21 protein-coding genes and 1 pseudogene are annotated in these 17,698 nt (G+C 67.8%); 16 read left to right on the plus strand and 6 right to left on the minus strand.

All coding sequences use genetic code 11. The annotated features are described in order from the left end of the window. Positions 1–118 precede the first annotated feature (118 nt). The 4 genes from FA582_RS00970 to FA582_RS00985 all read left to right on the plus strand — a co-directional run bounded on the left by FA582_RS00970 (position 119) and on the right by FA582_RS00985 (position 3,298). Positions 119–394, plus strand: a complete 276-nt coding sequence (locus tag FA582_RS00970) for a WXG100 family type VII secretion target (RefSeq protein ID WP_010145931.1) — start codon at positions 119–121, stop codon at positions 392–394. Positions 395–488: 94 nt separating this feature from the next. Beyond that, entirely contained in the window at positions 489–1,568 is a 1,080-nt protein-coding gene (locus FA582_RS00975) for a hypothetical protein (RefSeq protein WP_010145929.1), read from the plus strand. A 24-nt stretch (positions 1,569–1,592) separates the two neighbouring features. Then, complete coding sequence (locus tag FA582_RS00980) at positions 1,593–2,951, plus strand: hypothetical protein (RefSeq protein ID WP_141567423.1); 1,359 nt, start codon at positions 1,593–1,595, stop codon at positions 2,949–2,951. Next, complete coding sequence (locus tag FA582_RS00985; RefSeq protein ID WP_010145927.1) at positions 2,948–3,298, plus strand: hypothetical protein; 351 nt, start codon at positions 2,948–2,950, stop codon at positions 3,296–3,298. Before FA582_RS00980 ends, FA582_RS00985 begins: the two co-directional genes overlap by 4 nt. A 3-nt stretch (positions 3,299–3,301) precedes the next feature. Here the strand turns inward: FA582_RS00985 and FA582_RS00990 are convergent, their stop codons facing one another. Then, positions 3,302–3,607, minus strand: a complete 306-nt coding sequence (locus tag FA582_RS00990; RefSeq protein WP_010145926.1) for a hypothetical protein — start codon at positions 3,605–3,607, stop codon at positions 3,302–3,304. Positions 3,608–3,689: 82 nt separating this feature from the next. On the opposite strand from FA582_RS00990, the pseudogene FA582_RS00995 reads away from it, so the two are divergent. The 7 genes and pseudogenes from FA582_RS00995 (at position 3,690) to FA582_RS01025 (ending at position 8,305) form a co-directional block, all read left to right on the plus strand. After that, a pseudogene (locus FA582_RS00995) lies at positions 3,690–4,899 on the plus strand (AAA family ATPase). A gap of 191 nt (positions 4,900–5,090) precedes the next feature. Continuing rightward, complete coding sequence (locus tag FA582_RS01000; RefSeq protein WP_029540294.1) at positions 5,091–5,720, plus strand: hypothetical protein; 630 nt, start codon at positions 5,091–5,093, stop codon at positions 5,718–5,720. Between the two features lie 88 nt (positions 5,721–5,808). Further along, a complete protein-coding gene (locus FA582_RS01005) occupies positions 5,809–6,156 on the plus strand; it encodes a hypothetical protein (protein ID WP_010145923.1) in 348 nt (115 codons plus the stop codon). 82 nt (positions 6,157–6,238) lie between these two features. After that, complete coding sequence (locus FA582_RS01010; RefSeq protein ID WP_010145922.1) at positions 6,239–6,793, plus strand: suppressor of fused domain protein; 555 nt, start codon at positions 6,239–6,241, stop codon at positions 6,791–6,793. 152 nt (positions 6,794–6,945) lie between these two features. Next, entirely contained in the window at positions 6,946–7,188 is a 243-nt protein-coding gene (locus tag FA582_RS01015; RefSeq protein ID WP_202798056.1) for a hypothetical protein, read from the plus strand. Beyond that, a complete protein-coding gene (locus FA582_RS01020; RefSeq protein ID WP_010145921.1) occupies positions 7,178–7,420 on the plus strand; it encodes a YlcI/YnfO family protein in 243 nt (80 codons plus the stop codon). Before FA582_RS01015 ends, FA582_RS01020 begins: the two co-directional genes overlap by 11 nt. 255 nt (positions 7,421–7,675) lie before the next feature. After that, complete coding sequence (locus tag FA582_RS01025; RefSeq protein ID WP_029540291.1) at positions 7,676–8,305, plus strand: hypothetical protein; 630 nt, start codon at positions 7,676–7,678, stop codon at positions 8,303–8,305. Between the two features lie 220 nt (positions 8,306–8,525). Here the strand turns inward: FA582_RS01025 and FA582_RS01030 are convergent, their stop codons facing one another. The 5 genes from FA582_RS01030 to FA582_RS01050 all read right to left on the minus strand — a co-directional run bounded on the left by FA582_RS01030 (position 8,526) and on the right by FA582_RS01050 (position 14,106). Beyond that, on the minus strand, positions 8,526–8,798 hold the full coding sequence (locus FA582_RS01030) for a hypothetical protein (RefSeq protein WP_010145919.1): 273 nt from the start codon (positions 8,796–8,798) through the stop codon (positions 8,526–8,528). Between the two features lie 331 nt (positions 8,799–9,129). Beyond that, a complete protein-coding gene (locus FA582_RS01035; RefSeq protein WP_081480423.1) occupies positions 9,130–12,105 on the minus strand; it encodes a DUF4062 domain-containing protein in 2,976 nt (991 codons plus the stop codon). 174 nt (positions 12,106–12,279) lie between these two features. Further along, positions 12,280–12,540 carry a hypothetical protein gene (locus tag FA582_RS16850; RefSeq protein ID WP_237707452.1) on the minus strand — a complete coding sequence of 87 codons (261 nt, stop codon included), beginning with the start codon at positions 12,538–12,540 and terminating at the stop codon, positions 12,280–12,282. Between the two features lie 206 nt (positions 12,541–12,746). Next, the gene (locus tag FA582_RS01045) at positions 12,747–13,727 is read right to left on the minus strand and encodes a caspase family protein (RefSeq protein WP_010145914.1); all 981 of its coding nucleotides are present in this window, start codon (positions 13,725–13,727) and stop codon (positions 12,747–12,749) included. Position 13,728: 1 nt separating this feature from the next. Next, positions 13,729–14,106: a TIR domain-containing protein gene (locus FA582_RS01050; RefSeq protein ID WP_010145913.1), complete on the minus strand. Its 378-nt coding sequence runs from the start codon at positions 14,104–14,106 to the stop codon at positions 13,729–13,731. Positions 14,107–14,497: 391 nt separating this feature from the next. Between FA582_RS01050 and FA582_RS01055 the strand changes: the two genes are divergently transcribed. The 5 genes from FA582_RS01055 (at position 14,498) to FA582_RS01070 (ending at position 17,660) form a co-directional block, all read left to right on the plus strand. Beyond that, on the plus strand, positions 14,498–15,430 hold the full coding sequence (locus tag FA582_RS01055; RefSeq protein ID WP_010145912.1) for an aminoglycoside phosphotransferase family protein: 933 nt from the start codon (positions 14,498–14,500) through the stop codon (positions 15,428–15,430). 86 nt (positions 15,431–15,516) lie between these two features. Beyond that, positions 15,517–15,987, plus strand: coding sequence for a hypothetical protein (locus tag FA582_RS16855; protein ID WP_238705456.1), 471 nt, complete (start codon positions 15,517–15,519; stop codon positions 15,985–15,987). Continuing rightward, complete coding sequence (locus FA582_RS16860; protein WP_170264306.1) at positions 15,974–16,135, plus strand: hypothetical protein; 162 nt, start codon at positions 15,974–15,976, stop codon at positions 16,133–16,135. Before FA582_RS16855 ends, FA582_RS16860 begins: the two co-directional genes overlap by 14 nt. Positions 16,136–16,221: 86 nt before the next feature. Then, on the plus strand, positions 16,222–16,911 hold the full coding sequence (locus tag FA582_RS01065; protein WP_010145910.1) for a Type 1 glutamine amidotransferase-like domain-containing protein: 690 nt from the start codon (positions 16,222–16,224) through the stop codon (positions 16,909–16,911). A gap of 14 nt (positions 16,912–16,925) precedes the next feature. Then, complete coding sequence (locus FA582_RS01070) at positions 16,926–17,660, plus strand: phosphotransferase (protein WP_010145908.1); 735 nt, start codon at positions 16,926–16,928, stop codon at positions 17,658–17,660. Positions 17,661–17,698 lie beyond the last annotated feature (38 nt).

The following is a 17,698-nucleotide window of genomic DNA, read 5'->3' on the forward strand; positions in this document are numbered from 1 at the left end:
GAGCGGTGGACACCGATGCACGCGTCTGCCTAGGGTGGCGAGAGATCGCACCGCCGAGGGTGTTTGAGGGGGGTGCGATCACGACCATTTCCACAACCCTCGGAAGGGGACATACATCATGGCCGTTGGTGGTGAACTCGCAACCCTGCGAGACCTGCACAAGACGCTCGACACCTCGGCGCTGGACATCCAGCGCGTGTCGGACGACATCGACAAGTCGCTCAACAGCACCGTCTGGACCGGCTCCAACTCGGAGAAGTTCAAGGATGCCTGGCAGACCTTCAAGCCGACGCTGACCCCGAAGTTGGTCGACGCGCTCAACGAGGCCAAGGAAGACATCAAGACGCAGCACAACAACCTGGCCGCCGCCACCGGCGAGTCGGACCGCATCTGACGTCAGTCCACGCAGGGGTCGGGGAGCGCGCTGCGCACCTCGACCCCTGCTGCATGCCCGTCCCGCCCGAGGGCCCGAGACCGAGACGGAGCGTATGAGCGTTCGCATCGACCCCGACGGCGTCCTGGCCATGTCTGCGGCCACGCTGGCCGCGGCGCAGACCGCGGGCGAGGTCGCCGAGGACGTCCAGCGTGCCGTGGAGCGGGTGGACCACCTCGTCGGTCGGACGCCCCACGTGCGATCCGCGGTGCGGTCGGTCGGGGAGACCCTCACCGCGGCGGCGGGGCTGGCCTACGACCACGCCACCCACTACGTCGACGACGTGCGACCGCTGCGCGAGCTGGCGGAGGCGGGCTACTGGCTGCCCGACCTCAGCGCGCTGGGGTGGCAGGGCGAGGAGTCGGTCCTCGGCAACGTCGAGCGCATCTCCCGGTCGGACGAGTTCGGTGCCTTCGTGCTCGGCACCGGGGAGTCGCTGCTGGAGCGCTACCGCACCTGGCGTCTGCACGTGCCGCGCCGGGGTCCGTCGGCAGGACGGGCCCTGGGGGAGATCTCCGAGCTGATCACCTTCGCCGACGACGTGGAGGTGCGTCCGGGGCGCGTCGTCGTGCAGGGGCGACCGTGGACGACCTCGCCCAGCGGGCTGCTGGTGCCCGAGCCGGTCGAGCGTGGACGGCTGAGCCAGGGGCGGATCCAGGGGTCGGCGGCCCGCAGGGGCACGCTCATCGACGACGCGACGTATGCCCCCTGGCGACGCCTCGTGCCCGACCCCACGATCGGTCGGCCGCCGGCGTGGGCGAGGCATGGCGGACGCGGCCTGATCGTCGTGGGCTCGGCGCTCTCGCTCTACGACGCGGGCGCCTCGCAGTGGGAGCACGACCAGCGCCACCACCCCGAGTACTCCGACGCCCAGCGCGTGGCCTCCACGGGCTGGAGCGTCGCGACCGAGGGTGGCGGCGCCGTGGCCGGCGGGATCGCCGGCGGCAAGGTCGGGGCCGGGATCGGGGCAGCCGTCGGGTCGGTCGTGCCGGGCCTGGGCACGGGGGTCGGTGCCGTGGTCGGTGGTGTTGTCGGGGGCGCGGTCGGCGCCTTCGTGGGGTCGAAGGCGGGCAAGGCGTTGGGCACCGGCCTCCGGGAGGGTGCCGAGGCGGTCTGGGACTCGGTCTTCGGATGAGGCCGGATGACAGACTCGGCCCTGATGCCTGACATGACGACCCTGCCCGACCTCGGCGTCACCCTGACGCCTCCCGCCGGATGGGCGGTCGGGACCGTGCGGACCACGCTCGGGGAGCCGGTCGTCCTCGTGCCCGAGCCGTGGGGTCCCGACCTCGGCTTCCGGCCCAGCCTGAGCGTGGTGGCCGTGCCGTCCGCGGGCGCGACCGTCTCGCCGCACCGCGCGGCGACCGAGGCAATGGCCGTCGCGCTCGCCGAGCAGGACGCCCACCTCGTGTCGGACGACCGGTGGCCGGGCGGTCGACGCCTGCGGTGGCTGGCCTGGGTGGCGGGGGAGGAGCTCGTCCTGCAGCAGTGGGTCATGGCCATGACCGACCGCGTGCTGACCTTCACGGCGACGGTCGACGTGGAGCGGTGGACCGTGGTGGGCCCGCTGCTCGAGGACGTGGTCGCGGGGGCACGGATCGAGGGGGAGCAGGCGCCGGAGCAGCCCTACAACCGGCGGTGGCAGCGGGCCAGGAGCACCGGCACCGACCCCGAGCCGGCCCGTGACGTCGACCTGCTTGACCTCGGCGAGAACCTCGAGGACCTGTCGCGGGTGCGGGACGCGCAGCGCTTCCGGCCCTCCGGGGTGACGGTGGACCGCGAGAGCCTGCTGGGCTGGGTGCGTGACGGCACCACGAGCGCACCCGAGCTGGCCGACGTCGGGCTCGTGGACCACGACGGTGCGCCGACGGAGACGGGGGCGCGGCTGCGGACCGTCGTGGGCGGGGCGGACCGCGTCGTCCAGATCGGGGCGACCATCGGTCTGCTGCCGCTGACCTTCTCGCTCTACCGTCGCGGCGGCGACACCATCGTCCTCGCCACCGACGGCATCTCGCAGTGGCGGAGCGCCGATCCCCACCGGCGGGCTCTGGGCGAGGTGCCCTCCCGGATCCATGTGATGGACCTGTCCACCGTGGGCGCCGTCGGTGTCCTGTGCTCGTGGCTGGGCGTCGCGCCGGCCTGGTCGCTGGCCCTCGACCCACGCGAGGTCACCCGTGACCGGCTCCTGTCGCGCCTGCAGGACCGCACGACCCCGCCGCCGCACACGCAGGAGCGGTGGCGTCAGATATGGCGTCGGCTGGCGGCACTGTGGACGCTGCGGGTGGAGGATGCCGACGGCCCGCTGGCGGGACTGGTCGCGGTGGACGCCGGGGACCGGGGTGCCTATCTGCTGACCGAGCCTGCCGAGGTCGACAGGGAGGGTGACGGGGAGGTGGCCGCAGGGACAACCGGCGCCGGACCCGCAGGCGCCGAGCGGGTCGGCCTCACCCCGCTGCCGTCGGCGGCGCTCTTCGACGAGCTCGTGGCCCTCGTCATCGACCCGGTACGCGTGCCGTGACCGACGGCGAGGTGCTCCCCACCCTGGCCTGGGGCGTCGCCTGCCTGGCCTTCGTCGGGTGGGGGGTCGCGGCATACCTCGGCCGCTGGTCGTTCCTGCGGGAGCGGATGCTCGCCGACCCGGAGGGGCAACGGCATGCCGGTGCCCTGTGGCTCGGGCTGCTCGGGGTGCCCGTGCTGGCGCTGGTGGCGCTGCCGGGGGAGGGCTTCGGTGCGGGTCGGGTGCTGGCGCTGGTGGTCCTGGGACTGCTGCTGGGTGCCCTGTGCGTGCTGGTGCTCGGTCGGCCGCGAGGCGCGGCAGGGCGGCTCACGCCCGGCTGGCTCCGTCGGGCGCGGGGGTGTCGCTGAGGCCTACTGCCCGGCCTGCTCGAGCTCGAGCCGGTCGGCCTCGTCGTCGAGCTCCTCGGCGCGGGTCTCGCATCGTCCGGCGTAGTCGACGACGTCCTCGGCCGCGGTGCGGAGCCGGCCGCGGGCTTGCGTGACCTGGTCGTAGAACTCGGTGGCGGCGCTGCCCCACCACACCCCGTCACGCGCGTGGGGGTAGTGGGTGAGCACGCCGGACGTGTCGTCGTCGAGCAGCGGTGCCTTGGTCCGCATCGTCCGGGCGACGTCCCGCAGGGTCTCTGCGCGGTCGCGGAGCTCGGACGGCGTAGGCATACGATCCAGTCTCGCACGACCGACCATCGCTCTTTCTGCGTGCCTCTGACAGATTCGCTAGAGAACCGCATACAGTGCCATCGTGGATCCGATCCGTAACCCCTATGCCCCCGGCGCCGGTCAGCGCCCACCTGAGCTCGCCGGTCGCGACGAGCAGCTGGACCGCTTCCGCGTCGTGCTGGAGCGCATCCAGCGCGGCCGCCCCGAGCGCTCGATGGTGCTCACCGGGCTGCGCGGCGTCGGCAAGACGGTGCTGCTCAACGCGCTGCGAGGTGCGGCGGTGCGCTCGCGGTGGGGGACCGGCAAGTATGAGGCGCGTCCGGAGCAGGGGATGCGTCGCCCGATGGCGGCGGCGCTGCACGTGGCGGTGCGCGAGCTGGGGCACCCGCAGGGCGATGAGGTCGACCACGTGCTGGGCGTCATCAAGGCGTTCGCGCAGAAGGACCAGCCTGGTGCCAAGCTGCGCGACCGGTGGAACCCCGGGATCGACGCGCCGGCGGTGACCGGCCGTGCCGACTCCGGCGACATCGAGATCGACCTGGTCGAGCTCCTCTCCGACGTCGGAGGGCTCGCGGCGGACGTCGGCAAGGGCGTCGCCGTCTTCATCGACGAGATGCAGGACCTGCAGGCCGACGACGTGTCGGCGATCTGCGCGGCCTGCCACGAGCTGAGCCCAGTCGGCCCTGCCGGTGATCGTCGTCGGGGCCGGGCTCCCGCACCTGCCGGCGGTGCTGTCGGCGAGCAAGTCCTACTCCGAGCGGCTCTTCCGCTACAACCGGATCGACCGCCTCTCACGCGAGGAGGCGGAGCGGGCCCTGCAGCTGCCCGCGGAGGACGAGGACGCGGCCTGGTCACCCGAGGCGCTGGCGGCGATGTATGCCGCGACCGGCGGCTACCCCTACTTCATCCAGGCCTACGGCAAGGAGGTGTGGGACCTCGCGCCGGAGTCGCCGATCACCGACGAGGACGTGCGGGTCGCCGGGCCGGCGGCGGAGGCCGAGCTGGCGGTCGGCTTCTTCGGCAGCCGCTACGAGCGGGCGACGCCGGGGGAGCGGGAGTACCTCCGGGCCATGGCCGACCTCGCGGCCGAGCGGGTCGAGGCCGGCGAGGAGATCGACGAGACCGAGTCGGTGCCGACCGCGGAGATCGCCACCCACCTGGACCGCAAGCCGCAGTCGCTGTCCCCGGCGCGCGACGCGCTGCTCAAGAAGGGCCTCATCTACTCCGGCGAGCGGGGCCGGATCGCCTTCACGGTCCCGCACTTCGGGAGGTATCTCCGCCAGCACACGTGAGGCGAGGGCTGACGCCCCTGCACGGGCACGGAGGTCCGCTGGACAGCAGGGCGCCGTGCAGTGGAGAGGGTGCTTTCTCGGCTGGTGGAACGAGCGGGTCCACGATCGCGTCCGAGGGATCGAGGAGGGTCGTCATGTGGAGCTGTAGCAGAGGACTGCGTGTTGGCCTCGCGGCGAGTCTTGGCCCCCTCGTGATCACCATCTCCGCTCCGGGGGCCGCGGCCACGTCGTGCGCGCCGCATCCGGATGGATCGCCGGAGGCCATCGCCGCCGAGCAGGAGGTGCTCGCCGTTGAACAGCCGTTCCGCGAGCGATATGACGGGGCGGTCCTGGGCACCGTCGTGCGGACACGCACCCAAGATGACTCGAACCGTCCGGACTACGGGCGCACCATAGTGGTGATGGACGTCCTGGGCGCTCTCGGTCCGCGCCTGCCGGAGCAGGTAGACATCATCGAGCCAGATCCCGGGTGGATGAACGGTTTCGGCTTGCAAGCCGGCCAGCACTATTTCGTGCCCTATGTCATCGACGGGGGCGACCTCAAGTCCTTCGTGTGTGACCCCATCAGCGTCGTGGATCCGAGCACGGTCACAGATCTCGTCGCAGTAGCTGACGAGCATCCTTGGCCGGACGACCAGCTCAAGACCATCCCACCCGAAGCGGTTTCCCACGGAGACGACGCATCGGCCACGGTGCAGGACGCCGCGCAGGGATCACGGTGGCCCGTCCCGGCGGTGGCTGTCGCGGGCCTTGTGACGCTGGCGGTCGGTGTAGGCCTGGCGAGGATCGCTCTCAGGAGGTCCGCCTCGTCTCAGCACTGAGGCGCGGCAGCGGCCGCCGTCGTCGCGGGGGCTCACGCAGAGCGGCATCAGAAGCATGTGCACAGTCGCCCTGAGTCATGATGTCGCGATGGACGTCAACGAACTGGTGGGCACCTTCGTCGTCGAGGTGGGTGTCCGGCAGGCGTGGCCTTTCGTCGGCTTCTGCGATCACCGCGTGACGTCGAGCAGGGAGACGCGCCTCTATCTGGACGCCACCTGGTCGATCGGTGGCGAGCCGGAAAGAGGCGTGGACGAGACACAGCAGTGGTTGACCGCGGCCGATGATCTCGACGGACTCACCGTTTCGGATGCCACGGTAGTGAGCGGGGGCGCACTGCGCCTGGAGTTTGTCGGCGGCGTCGTGCTGAGCGTCTCCACCACCTCGACGTTGAAGTTCTCGGAGGCGCGGTGGTGGTTCTCACCCTGGCATCACTAGGTCGGGGGTGGCCAGGACCGTCGCTCTGACACTGAGCTCCTGTCGCACGGCAGCTCGGTGAGTTCTGAGTCAGGATGGCGGTATGGGCACCCGCATCGAGAAGTTCCTCTCCCACCTGGATGGGCTGAGCGGCGGCGTCGAGCCGCAGTTCTGGCCCGTCGAGGCCACATCACCTGGCCATCATGGTGTGACCGCCATCGGATACCAGGACCTGCCAGACGAAGGTCTGCTCCTCGGTGTCACGTACGGACTCTCGCTGGCCCGTCAGGAGGCGTGGCGTCTGGGTCGGCCGGAGCTGAGCATCAGCGTGAGATCTGACGATCCGGCTTGGGCTCTCGCCATTGCGCACCTCGCTGAGCAGCTGCGCCATGACTGCCCGTTCAGCTACGGCAACACCATCAACTTCGGCGAGCCGATCGCGGCTGGGTCATCGCTCGACGGCTTCGTCGTGTTCGCCCCGCTGGTCTTCGGTCCGGGCGCCGCCCGGGTGGACGTTGGCGACGACCTGCCGGTCACCATCGTCGGGATGTACCCCACCTACGCGGCTGAGAGGCAGTTCATCGCCGAGAAGGGCCTCGAGGCGTTCTGGGCGCTGGACTGGGATCCCTACGATGTGACACGCCCGCCAGTGGTCTAGTGCGCCGCAGTGACGGCTGGGTCAGGGCCGTGAGCCGCTCGCTTCGCGAATGCAGCGACCAATCCTCCTTGAGGCGGGGTCCCCAGTAGCGCCAGTCGGCAGATGCGGGTGATGAGCGGCGAACCTTCGAGGTCGACGAGCAGATCGCTCACGTGTTCAAGCATCCGCACCTGGGGATGGACGACGTGATGGACGCGTGGAGCAGCGACCCGCTGTTCTACGTGGCAAAGCCGCCCGCTCATTGGGTGATGTTCGCGGAAGTCAGTGGGCGAGTACTCATCGTGCCGCTGGCTCCATCTCGATCGGGCGATCCGAGCAAGTGCCGACCGATCGGCTGCTACGAGGCGTCTTCGGGCCTCGCCGCTACGTACCGAAGGGACCGTGATGAGCACTGACGACAGCCGGCCGATGACGCCGGAGCAGGAGTACGACTTCTACGCCGACCCGCGCAACCAGGAGCCCCAGGGGCCTGCGCGTCGACGCAAGCGTCCACTGAGCGCACCCGTACCGGTGCGCTTCCCGGCCGAGCTGCTCGAGGAAGTCAAGCGCGCGGCGGAAGCTGACGATCGTTCAGTCTCGGCCTGGATCCGCCGAGCCGTCGAGCACGAGCTGTCCCGCCCCGCCTGACCCAATAAGCCCAGCACGCGGCCAGCGGCATGACAGTAAGCATCTCGCTCACCTTCGGGATGTTGGCAATGGGCACGGAGCTCCGCGACGCAGTCGGCTGACATGGAGGCCTCGGCGGCGCTACGGTCACTTATGCGAGAACGGCGCTGGCCATGGGTCGGGACATCGGTCCTGCTCCTAGCGGCCGCCGTCGCCGCCGGCTGGTCGACCTACCTGCACTGGCAACCCTGTCGTGGCGCTCTTCTCTCCGGCAGCGTGGTCCGCGCCTACAAGTACGCTCCGGACTTCTCCGATGCGTGCCTGCGCCGGATGGACGGCAGCCTCCCTTTCCCGTTCCTACCCGAGGCCGCGCAGCGGACGCCGTGGGCCTCGGAGCTCGGAGTCGTGGCCATGAGCCTGGCCGCGGCGGCGTGGCTCCTTTTGGTGGTGGGGACGAGCTGGTCGCTGAGGACCAAGTTGGTGGCAGCCCTGCCAGGACTGACAACCCTGGCCCTGGCCGCCGCCTTGGCGCTCGCCACCGTCGACCCCGGCCTCAGCGCCGACGACGACGTTTCGATGTGGATACTGCTGACGCCTGAGGTGGCTGCGTTGGCGGCGATAGCCGCGATCCTGGCTTGGCAACCGGAGCTCGATGAACGCACCCTTGCGCGCGTGCTGGTCGTGGCCTGGGGAACCACGGCCTTCGGTGCGGTTCACCTGGTCGTCGAATATGCGTTCATGCTCGCTTTCAGCGACGCCAACTGGGACACGCCACCGCTCACCGGGTCCGTCACCGTTGCAACGCTCGTCGTCGCAGCCGTCCTGACGCTGAGGATGGCCCTCCACCCCTCGCCCGTGCCGGGCAGCACGAATCACCCATCTCCGGCTGTCCACCCGTACTCCTGAGCCTGGTCGCAACGCTCCTCAGGTCCCACCTGCGGCGCAGTCCGACGAGCGTAGCCGTCCTCCACGCGGCAGGAGGGACGCTGCACGACCGAGTAACCCTCACAGATTGTGCAGGCGGCGTCGATTCGATCGAGGCAGCTGGCGCAGAATCGGGCCGCTACGACAGTGCAACTAATGGAACGCCCCCGGGGGGACTCCGAGGGTGATTCCGACTGCCTGGTCAGCCCGCTTGGGAGGGCCGTCTGAGGCGCTCTACCCGCTCTACCCGCTCGCGGGCGACGTCGTATGCCTCGTCGAGGCCGTGACGGAGCAGGGCGATGAGGTCGGGCACCTCGTCGGCTGCGAGCCGGAAGGTGCTGACGCAGACGTTGTCGCGCCAGAGTGAGAGGACGACGACCTGCCGCTCCTGGTGCCAGGTCGCGCGAAGCAGGCGGCCATCCCCCCGGAGGTCGGGGAAGACCGTCCCGGCGCTAGGCGTGCGCTGCAGAGCCATGTGTCACTATGACCCCGCCCAGGAGAATCCACAAGGGCCGTTCCTGCCCTGCCTCGGCTCGCAGGACGGCTCGAGCTGCCCGACCTGCCCGAGGGCATCCAGCGATGATGGTCACTGACACGCCTGCTCGCTCGGCGGCAGTTGCGGACGTGGCGCTTCTCGTCACCTGGCGCAGGCGGTGCCACACTTGGGCATGCGCACGCAGAGGCTCCACGGACGGATGCGCTGAGCATCGGGGGCTGGCCAATTTGGATCCGAGCCAGCTGACGGACAACGGTGCTAACGCGGGGCCAAGGTGCCGCATACTGGTCGGCCGCTTCACGGCCTCGACTCAGCCAAGCAAGCTCAGAGCACGTTGCTCCAGTGCCTTGTGGAGGCTGGTAGCCTGCACACCGTATTGCCGCTCGAGGTCACGCACCATCCGGGGGTTACCAAGTGCCTGGGCTGCAACCGCTTCCCCGAGTTCGCCCAGTGCAACAAACCCCTCGTGGCCAATATCTCGCGCGCTCTCCGTGACGGCCCGAAACGTCTCCCGGGCCTCGTGAGCGTGATCCAGAGCAAGTTCAGCAACCCCTCGGCGGCAAAGACCCTCCAGGATCAGGTTCAGGTCTCCCGTGTTGAACCCCATCGAGGCAAGACGGTCGAAGCCACTATGGAGGAGGGACCCAAGCTCCGTTCGCAGGGGGTCGGCCACTCCCTCCGTAGAAGAGATGGCCGCGTTCAAGCCGGCCAGCGCGATCCAGGACATATTGCCTGTTCTGAAGGCTAGATCCGCAGCCTGCTTGAAGTATTTGTGGCCCCAGAAGAAGGCACCTCGACGAATGCTCATGGCCCCCATCCCCGTAAGGGCGAGATACACTTTATCGGAGCGCTCACGGAGTCCCTCTGTAAGCAGCAGGTCCCACTCACTGGGTTCAAGCGATATCGTGCCCCTTACACCAAGGCGACCCCGCACGTGCAGGACTTCGTCGCGTACCACCCTGTCCTCAACGACGCAGTGACTCAAGTCTGGGAGCCGAGCAGCTGCTCGCTCGACCTCGCCGATGTCGATATAGGCCTTAGCCAGTGCAGACAAATCTGCGGGTTTCGTCTGCACGGGGCCAACCGTCGAGTCTAGTAGGTCCACAGCGCTCTGTGAGGTACGGTCGGCAAGCAAGGCGAGAGCCTGCCGGTAGCCCGACCCGAGAGCGGACTGCAGCGCCCGCAACCCGCCAGGCCTAAGTGCGATGTTGTGCAGCATGGAAACGTCCGGCTTGTCGGCCTCCTGCCAGGCCTCTCGTACGGCCCTGCCGGTGAGGATCCGGTCTGGGTGGCTAAACCATCTGAGAACGGCAGCGCGAGTCTCGGCCTGGAGTCCACCCACACGAAGTAGTGACCGCGCGTCGTGACGGTATGCCGTCCTCAGTTGGAGATGGCCCTGAATCTCGACGATGAGGCTCGCCAAGCGCCACCGCAGTAGTTCAAGAGATGCCTGGTCAAAGGCAGGGATGAGTTGCCGGACAATACCAAGGACTTCTGCTTCCGTATAACCGGTCTCAGACCCGCTTAAAAGAGTCAGGACAGCAGTTGCATCGGCCGCAGCTTCTGGCCTGACATCGGACGTGACTCGGGCGAGAACGTCACCCAGGAGTTGCGCGGTCGAAGTCGCTCGCAGCAAGGTGCTGAGCCGGTGGGCCAATCGTGTGTGGGAGCCAACTTTATGCAGCTCGTCCAGCAAGAGTCCGAGGAAGGCTGGGTCCTTGGTCTGCGGGTGATTGACTATGGCCTCTACCTCCTTGGCCAGCAGCGTCCGGCCCGCGCTCGCCAGGCTGGACTCCACGAGGGTGCGGCGGTCCTCCGTGCCGAGCGGCGGCACCCGAACGGTCGCTGTGTCGTACGCGTAGGTAGTTGGCTGGTCGGCCGCAGTCACCACCATGGGAATGTACTTGATCGTCGTCGCAGGGCTCTGTTGCGGGAGCCACCCCAGTCCCATCATCATGAGGCGTTCCAGCTCGCTAGGCGCAAAGATTCGCTCAATGCCGTCTATCCCCAGGACGACCCGCTGTTGTCGCTGGATCTCTCGCGTCCGGAAGGCCGCTAGCACAGCCAGCTCGCCATCAGCCTGTGGGAGATCGATCGACTGTCCCGTTCGCAGCGAAAGTTCAGCCATGATGCTTCGAAGCAAGCCGGCCCAGGTCTGAGACTCTTCCGTCAAGCCCACGAACCGCAGGATGACGATGTCATCAGGATGGGTCTCCCGCCAACGGCTACCCCACCTCGCCATCAGCGTTGAGCGACCGCTTCCGGGTGGTCCAAGAAGGGCGACGACTTTCTCAACGTCGTGCCAATGCTGGGTCTCAAGCAGAACTTCTTCGTTTAAAAGAGGACGGCTAATGAGCAACTGCTCTTGGACCACATGCGCAGAAATCTCACGCAGGAGCCTGTGGTCGGTGCCTGCTGGCACCTCTCTATCGAGTCGGTCGAGCAGGTGTTCGTGGACTAGAGCAGCCAAACTCTCTGCCGATTCGACTTCGGTGACTACGTCAGCCGATTGCTCGAGTTCTCGCCGCAAACTCGACAAACTCGCGGCATCCCCGTCACTGGCTGGGTCACGGTCTAGGGAGAATACTTTGACCACCTGGCCCTTTAGGCCTATAGCATGTCGCAATTCGAGATGTGTAATCGAAAGATCCCGGCCTTCACCTACCCACTCAGGAAGCCGCCCTGAGTTTTTCCCGTCAAGAGCCAATACGGTGCCATAACGACCTCCAAGGATGCCAATCGTGTTGGGGTGGCACCGCTCGACAGCGGTCAGACAGATGTCGACCACCTCGCCGGCATTTTGTTGCAACTCCGTGATGCCCCAGCGAAGGTCGATGGGAGCCCACAGGGCACCCCGACGCTCGCACTCAACTGCGAGTCGAGGGAACACTTCCTGAGCAAGGATGTCGCGTTCCTTGAGCATATCGTTGAAGGTGGAGGAAATGAACACGCGGAATGGCTTGACCCGCCCGGCAAGCGCCAACGAGCGCTGCTCCGCCTCTGGGCCGAGGTCAATACCCACTCCATACCCTGCCTTCAGCGACGTGACGTAGGACGCAAGAAGGGCTCGAGTGCGGTAGTACCGCATGGCCTCTACTGGGTAGGCCAGGAATGGAGCAGCTAGGTAGACGAGAACGAAGCCAGCCATGGCTATCACAAGTCCTGCGACGGTCTCGAAAAGCCAAACGCCGACCGTTATTGCGATGGTGAGCGCGGCATACCTCAGGACCTCTAGCCTGGTCCAGCGGCGTGTTGCCGACTCGTTTTCAGATGGCTGCTGGAACACGACTACTCCGCTTCACCGGATATACTCATCTTTGCTTGTGGGTGCGTGTGTGAGGACTGTCGGGTGAGGCAGATACAGCCAGGGCGGATTTGCGTAACTTGAGAATGCGCTTGGTGTGGCACGGCCCCCCATCCAAGGCTCACCACCACCTCCGAAGCTTCGGCAGTTGTAATGTCAACGGGTCAATCCTGCTGGCCAAACCACCTCGACCGGCTTGCCCACCTCACGTGCGTACTCCACCACGTCGGCCGTACCGCCTTTGCCTTGCGCGGGGAGACCGTCCCATACTGCGACCAACACGTCGCACAGGTCCACCACGCGCCTCCCCGCCGCCAGATACGCATCCTCGCTCGGCTGGCGATAGTTGAGTTGTTCGACTTTGGTCGCGGCCGCGAGCAATTGTTGGAAGCGATGTCTGTCCTCATCAGTCTGCATGGATGACTCGTAGTTCATGCTGGGTAGGACCACATGCAACTCTCCACCTAGGCTGAGCACGGCTTGGGCAAAGCGCTGGTCCGCCCCAACGGCAAGACTTGAAACGCCCGTGACGGATTGGCCGCTAAGCAGATCACCAAGGCGTATGGATAGAAGCGTCCAGGTCTCAGCGGGCGCCTTTTGATGTCCCGTGATCCCGTAAACGATCAAAAGCGACCCCCTTCGGCTAAATGGCGGTAGTGCCGACCCAGTGGCGTCAGGCGACACCCTTCGCTCTGCATAGCCGCGAAGTACATGTGCTCAGCCCCTACAGGTTCGACCAATTTCGACGAGGCACACCTTTGCAGTTGTTTGAAGACCGTTTCATTGTCCAGGTGCGGAGGCAGTCCGGACTGACTCTTGTCTGGCTCGTAACTCGGGTCCAGTGGAAAGATGTCTTCAGGACCAGGAAACCACTCTGACAGTTTTCGTAGCGTAGCTAATGGGACAGATGGATCGCACCGCCGGATGTCCTGAAGCCGGTCTACGTTGGCTTTGAACATGGGTCGTTGGTCCCATGCCCCAAACGCCTCTGAAAGGTACGCGTAGAGGCCGGCAACAGTTACGTGACCCAACACGTCGGCCGCTCCGCCCTCCAAGGCTCCCTCGAGGTAGGCGGAGAACTGTCCCCGCCCATCCAGTGTCTCCGCTGAGGTTTGGTCTGCCCGGCTGGCGGTCAGGAGGGAGACGCCCTGGCGCAGAACAGCAGCAGGACTCATTGCAGCAGGAAGGCTGCCCGCGGCACCTGCGAAGCAGCAGTCCAGGACCACAGTGACTTCTTGAGCGCAGCCGTTAACCAGTTCCAAGACTTCACTGAAGCGAACACCCGGCGTGCCGTTCGTTCCGTCAGAAGTGACCAGGGTCACATCCCCATTGTCGCGGATTGGCGCTCCATGGCCTGCGAAGTACAGAAGCGACATGTCTACGCCTGGGCCAAACAACGTGTCGAGCGCATCGAGAAGCGCGTCTCGGCCCACGAGCTCCGCGCCACCAACGGATGCGGTTAGAGTCCGTACGTCAAAGTTTGGAGAGTCGTCCTCGTTTCGGGCCAGCAACGGTGTTAGGGCATGGGCATCGTTGACGCACCCGCCAAGGTTCTTGAATCTCAAGTAGTTATCTATACCAACAACGAGGGCGCGGCGCAGCACGTCACAGTCCGTCGATGAAATTGCCGACGTTCTCCCAAGTCCATTCTTTACAGGGGGCTGAACCCATCGCAGTAGGCTTGGTCCTGTAGCCCTTCTCGATCCAGATGCCAAGCAGTGGCTTGCCCTCCTCGCGGGCGCACTCGATTTCCCACAGCTCCCCGGTTGCCTGCGGCGTGCTGCTGCTAATGAGTGCGATCACGCCATTGGAGCGGCGGATGCGAGTGCGAACGCGCTCCTTCCACTCCTCATCGTAGGGCTTCTTGACGCTCATGTCGGTCCAGTCATAGGGCGTTGTGCCCAACTTTCGCTGCCCAACGAACAGGTCTCGAGTCCTCTCGTCCTCCTTAGCGAAGGCGATAAAGACAATCTTGTCAGCCATGGTCGTTCCCTCCTGCAGGTGATGATGACCCCTTGTATACCACTCCGTGCCGACGGGGTGGTCGATCTCATGAGAGGTTCGTCGAGCAAGCTGGTTCGGCCCGAGGGATCACCACGCCTCCGGACCTCGCCGTCAGCCTTCCGGCGACGAGAAACGAACGTTGCTTCGTCAGAGACCAACTTGCGGGTTCTGACCGGATGCTCAGGTGGCTCCAGAACCCCTAGAAACGTCTTCCACGGCGTGATGTGAGACGTCGGCCTACAACCCATATTTGGCGTGTCCGGCGGTCCGTCGCCGCGCCAGAGCAAGCATCCGGACATCGGCATGAGGGCGATGTCACGACCACGACCGAAATGTAGTTGCCTGCTGGCAGGTGAGGACCATGATGGGGATGGTGGATCCAGCCTTCCCTGCACCGCGCCCGGCGGCGCCTGACGCCGGCCTGGTCACCCGCCTGCTGCGGGAGCAGGTCGCCGGGCTGGCACACCTCCCCGTGGCCGCGAGTGACACCTCCGGGAGCAGCAACTGGGTCTTCCGCCTGGGGGACACGATGGCTGTGCGGATGCCGCGCACGGACGGGTATGCCGCGGACCTGCGCAACGAGCTGCGGTGGCTGCCGCATGTGGCATGCGGGTTGCCGGTCCCGGTGCCGACCGTCGTGGCGGTCGGGCAGCCCACGCCATTCTTTCCTCGCCCTTGGAGCGTCGTCTCGTGGGTGGAGGGGGATCTCCCGCTCGAGCTCGACGAGGCGCAGCAGCGACAGCTCGCCCTGACCCTCGGAGCGGCTCTCCAGAGCCTCCACGCGATCGAGACCGACGGAGCCCCGGCCGGTGCGGAGCACTGGGGCTATCGCTGCGGCGAGCCGGTCACCGGGACGATCGACGGGTGGGCCGACCAGGCTGCGGCCGCGCTGGCAGACCTCTTCGATCCCGGAGCGGTGCGCGAGGCGTGGCGGCGCCTGCGGGAGGTCCCTGCCGCGACGCGACCACCCGGCCTGGTGCATACCGACGTCTCGTCGGAGAACGTCCTGACCAGCCCCGACGGTCGCCTGGCAGGGCTCATCGACTTCGGTGGCGCCGGAGTGGGCGACCCGTCCGTGGACCTCCTCTATGCCTGGAGCATGTTCGACCCCCCGGCGCGGGACCTCTTCCGCGCGTCCGCGGGGGCGGACGACGCGACCTGGTGTCGAGCGCGCGCCTGGGCCTTCGTCGGCCCGGGCCTGCTCACGCTGCACCACTACCGCACCTCCATGCCCACCCGGACCGAGCGCCTCACCCGCATGGTCGAGGCTGTCGCCGGCGAGGTCGGGGTGCGGCTCCGGTGAGCCAGGGCTCGAGGTCGAGGCGCACCCGGGAGTCCGCAGATGGCCGGGCATACCCCGACCCGTGTCGGGGCACCACACTGGTCGCCATGACCAGGACCTCTGCTCGTCTCGAACGACGTGTGCGCCGGGACTTCGGCGCCGCCGCCGACGACCTCGTGCGTCTCCTTCAGGACGCGCCGTATGCGGAGCGGGTGCAGGCCGCCTCCGTGATCGGGGCGGGCGGTGACGCCGAGCGGGTCCGGCAGGCGCTCCGCCTCGCCGACCTCGACTGGCGCGACGTCCTCATGAACACGCAGGCGACCGCCGTCGACCTCGCCACCTCGGGCTGGGAGGCGAGGCTGGACCTCGCCCTGGGTGAGGGTGCGCCGGTCCAGCTGTGGCGGCCGGTCGGGCCCGAGGAGCTGGGCCTCGTCGAGGAGAGCGGGTGGCGCGAGTGGCCGCCGCGCCCCCGCAGACCAGCCGAGGCTCATCACCGTGCTCCGGCGCGAGGATGCGCACGCCCTCGGGCAGCAGGGGAGCGGCCCGGACCCCGGCACGGGCTGGGTGACCCGGTGTGAGGTCGAGGCCGGGTTCATGAGCCGGTATGCCGTCACGCAGGTCGGCGGGCGGAGGATCCGTGGGTACCGGATCCCCGCCGTGGATCTGGCCGAGCTCAACGCCAACCTCGTCGGCCGGATCCAGCGCGTCGAGGCGGTGCGCGGGTGAGGCGGGCCTGTCGGTCGCCTCTGGCACACTCGCCGGTGTCGCGCGGGCGTCATCGTCGAGAGGGCACGACCGAGGAAGGGAGGGGTATGAAGATCCTGCTCACGTCGGGTGGTGTCACCAACCCCAGCATCGAGAGGGCCCTCGTGGATCTCCTCGGCAAGCCCGTCGCCGAGTGCACCGCGCTGGCGATCCCCACCGCCGCCTACGGTCACCCGATGTGCGGCCCGGAGTCGGCCTGGCGCTTCGTCACCGGCGCATCCTCGGCGCCGATGTGCGGCCTCGGGTGGCGATCCGTCGGTCTGCTGGAGCTCACGGCGCTCCCCAGCGTGCCCCGTGAGCGCTGGGTGCCCTGGGTCGAGCAGGCCGACGTGCTCCTCGTGGACGGCGGGGACGCCACCTACCTCGCCCACTGGATGCGTGAGTCCGGCCTCGCCGACCTCCTGCCGGAGCTGTCAGACACGGTCTGGGTGGGGCTGAGCGCCGGCAGCATGGTGCTCACCCCGCGCATCGGCGAGCCCTTCGTCACCTGGCGGCCGGAGGGCTGGAGCGACGAGACGCTCGGCCTCGTCGACTTCTCGATCTATCCGCACGTCGGCATGAACCCCATGGAGGGCGCCGACCGGTGGGCCGCGCCGCTGGGCGTGCCCGCCTACGCCCTGGACGACCAGACCGCGCTCCAGGTCGTCGACGGCGAGGTGACAGTGGTCTCCGAGGGTGTCTGGCGCCACCTGCCGGTCGTCGGCGTGGACGACCCCGGACCCGGGGCCGGGCCCTGAGCGCGGACGAGGAGGTGCTGCACGGCGGCAACGCCTCCGGTGCGGTCGTGCGGGTCGGCGACACCGTGCGCAAGCCCTGGCAACCCTCCACCGCACGGGTGGTGGAGTTCATGGACGCCCTGCGCGAGGCCGGCATCGACGTGCCCCGCACCTACGGCGCCGACGAGCAAGGGCGCCTCGTCCTCGAGTTCGTCCCCGGGACGATGGCCATCGACCTCGCCCCGTTGCCGCTCGACACCCTGACCCGGGTGGGTGCCCTCGTCCGGCGCATCCACGACGCCAGCGCCCGGCTCCCGGTGCCCGAGGATTGGCAGGCGGTGGTCTTCCCCGCCCCCTACACCGAGCTCCTGTGCCACCACGACCTCGCCACGTGGAACCTCGTCGTCGACGGCGACCGCCTCGTCTTCATCGACTGGGACGCCGCCGGCCCGAGCAGCCGCTCCTGGGACCTCGCCTACTCGGCCCTCACCTTCGCCCACCTCGTCCCGGGAGCGGAGGCGGAGGCCTGCGTCCGGAGGCTCACCGCCTTCGTCGACGGTTACGGCGCCGACCCGGACCTTCGCACCGCCCTCCCCGACCTCATGGTGCAGCGCGCGCAGGCGATGTGGGAGCTGCTGCACAGCTCGCACCTGGAGGGACGCGAACCCTGGGGCACGATGTATGCCGACGGCCACGGCGACTACTGGAGCGCCACAACGGACTTCATCGCGCAGCATCGCCGGGCCTGGGTGGACGCGCTCACCCCCTGAGACGGGCCAGGACGGCGGTGTGAGCAGACTCACCCCGG

The sequence above is a fragment of the Serinicoccus profundi genome (genome assembly GCF_008001015.1).
GTDB lineage: Bacteria > Actinomycetota > Actinomycetes > Actinomycetales > Dermatophilaceae > Ornithinicoccus > Ornithinicoccus profundi.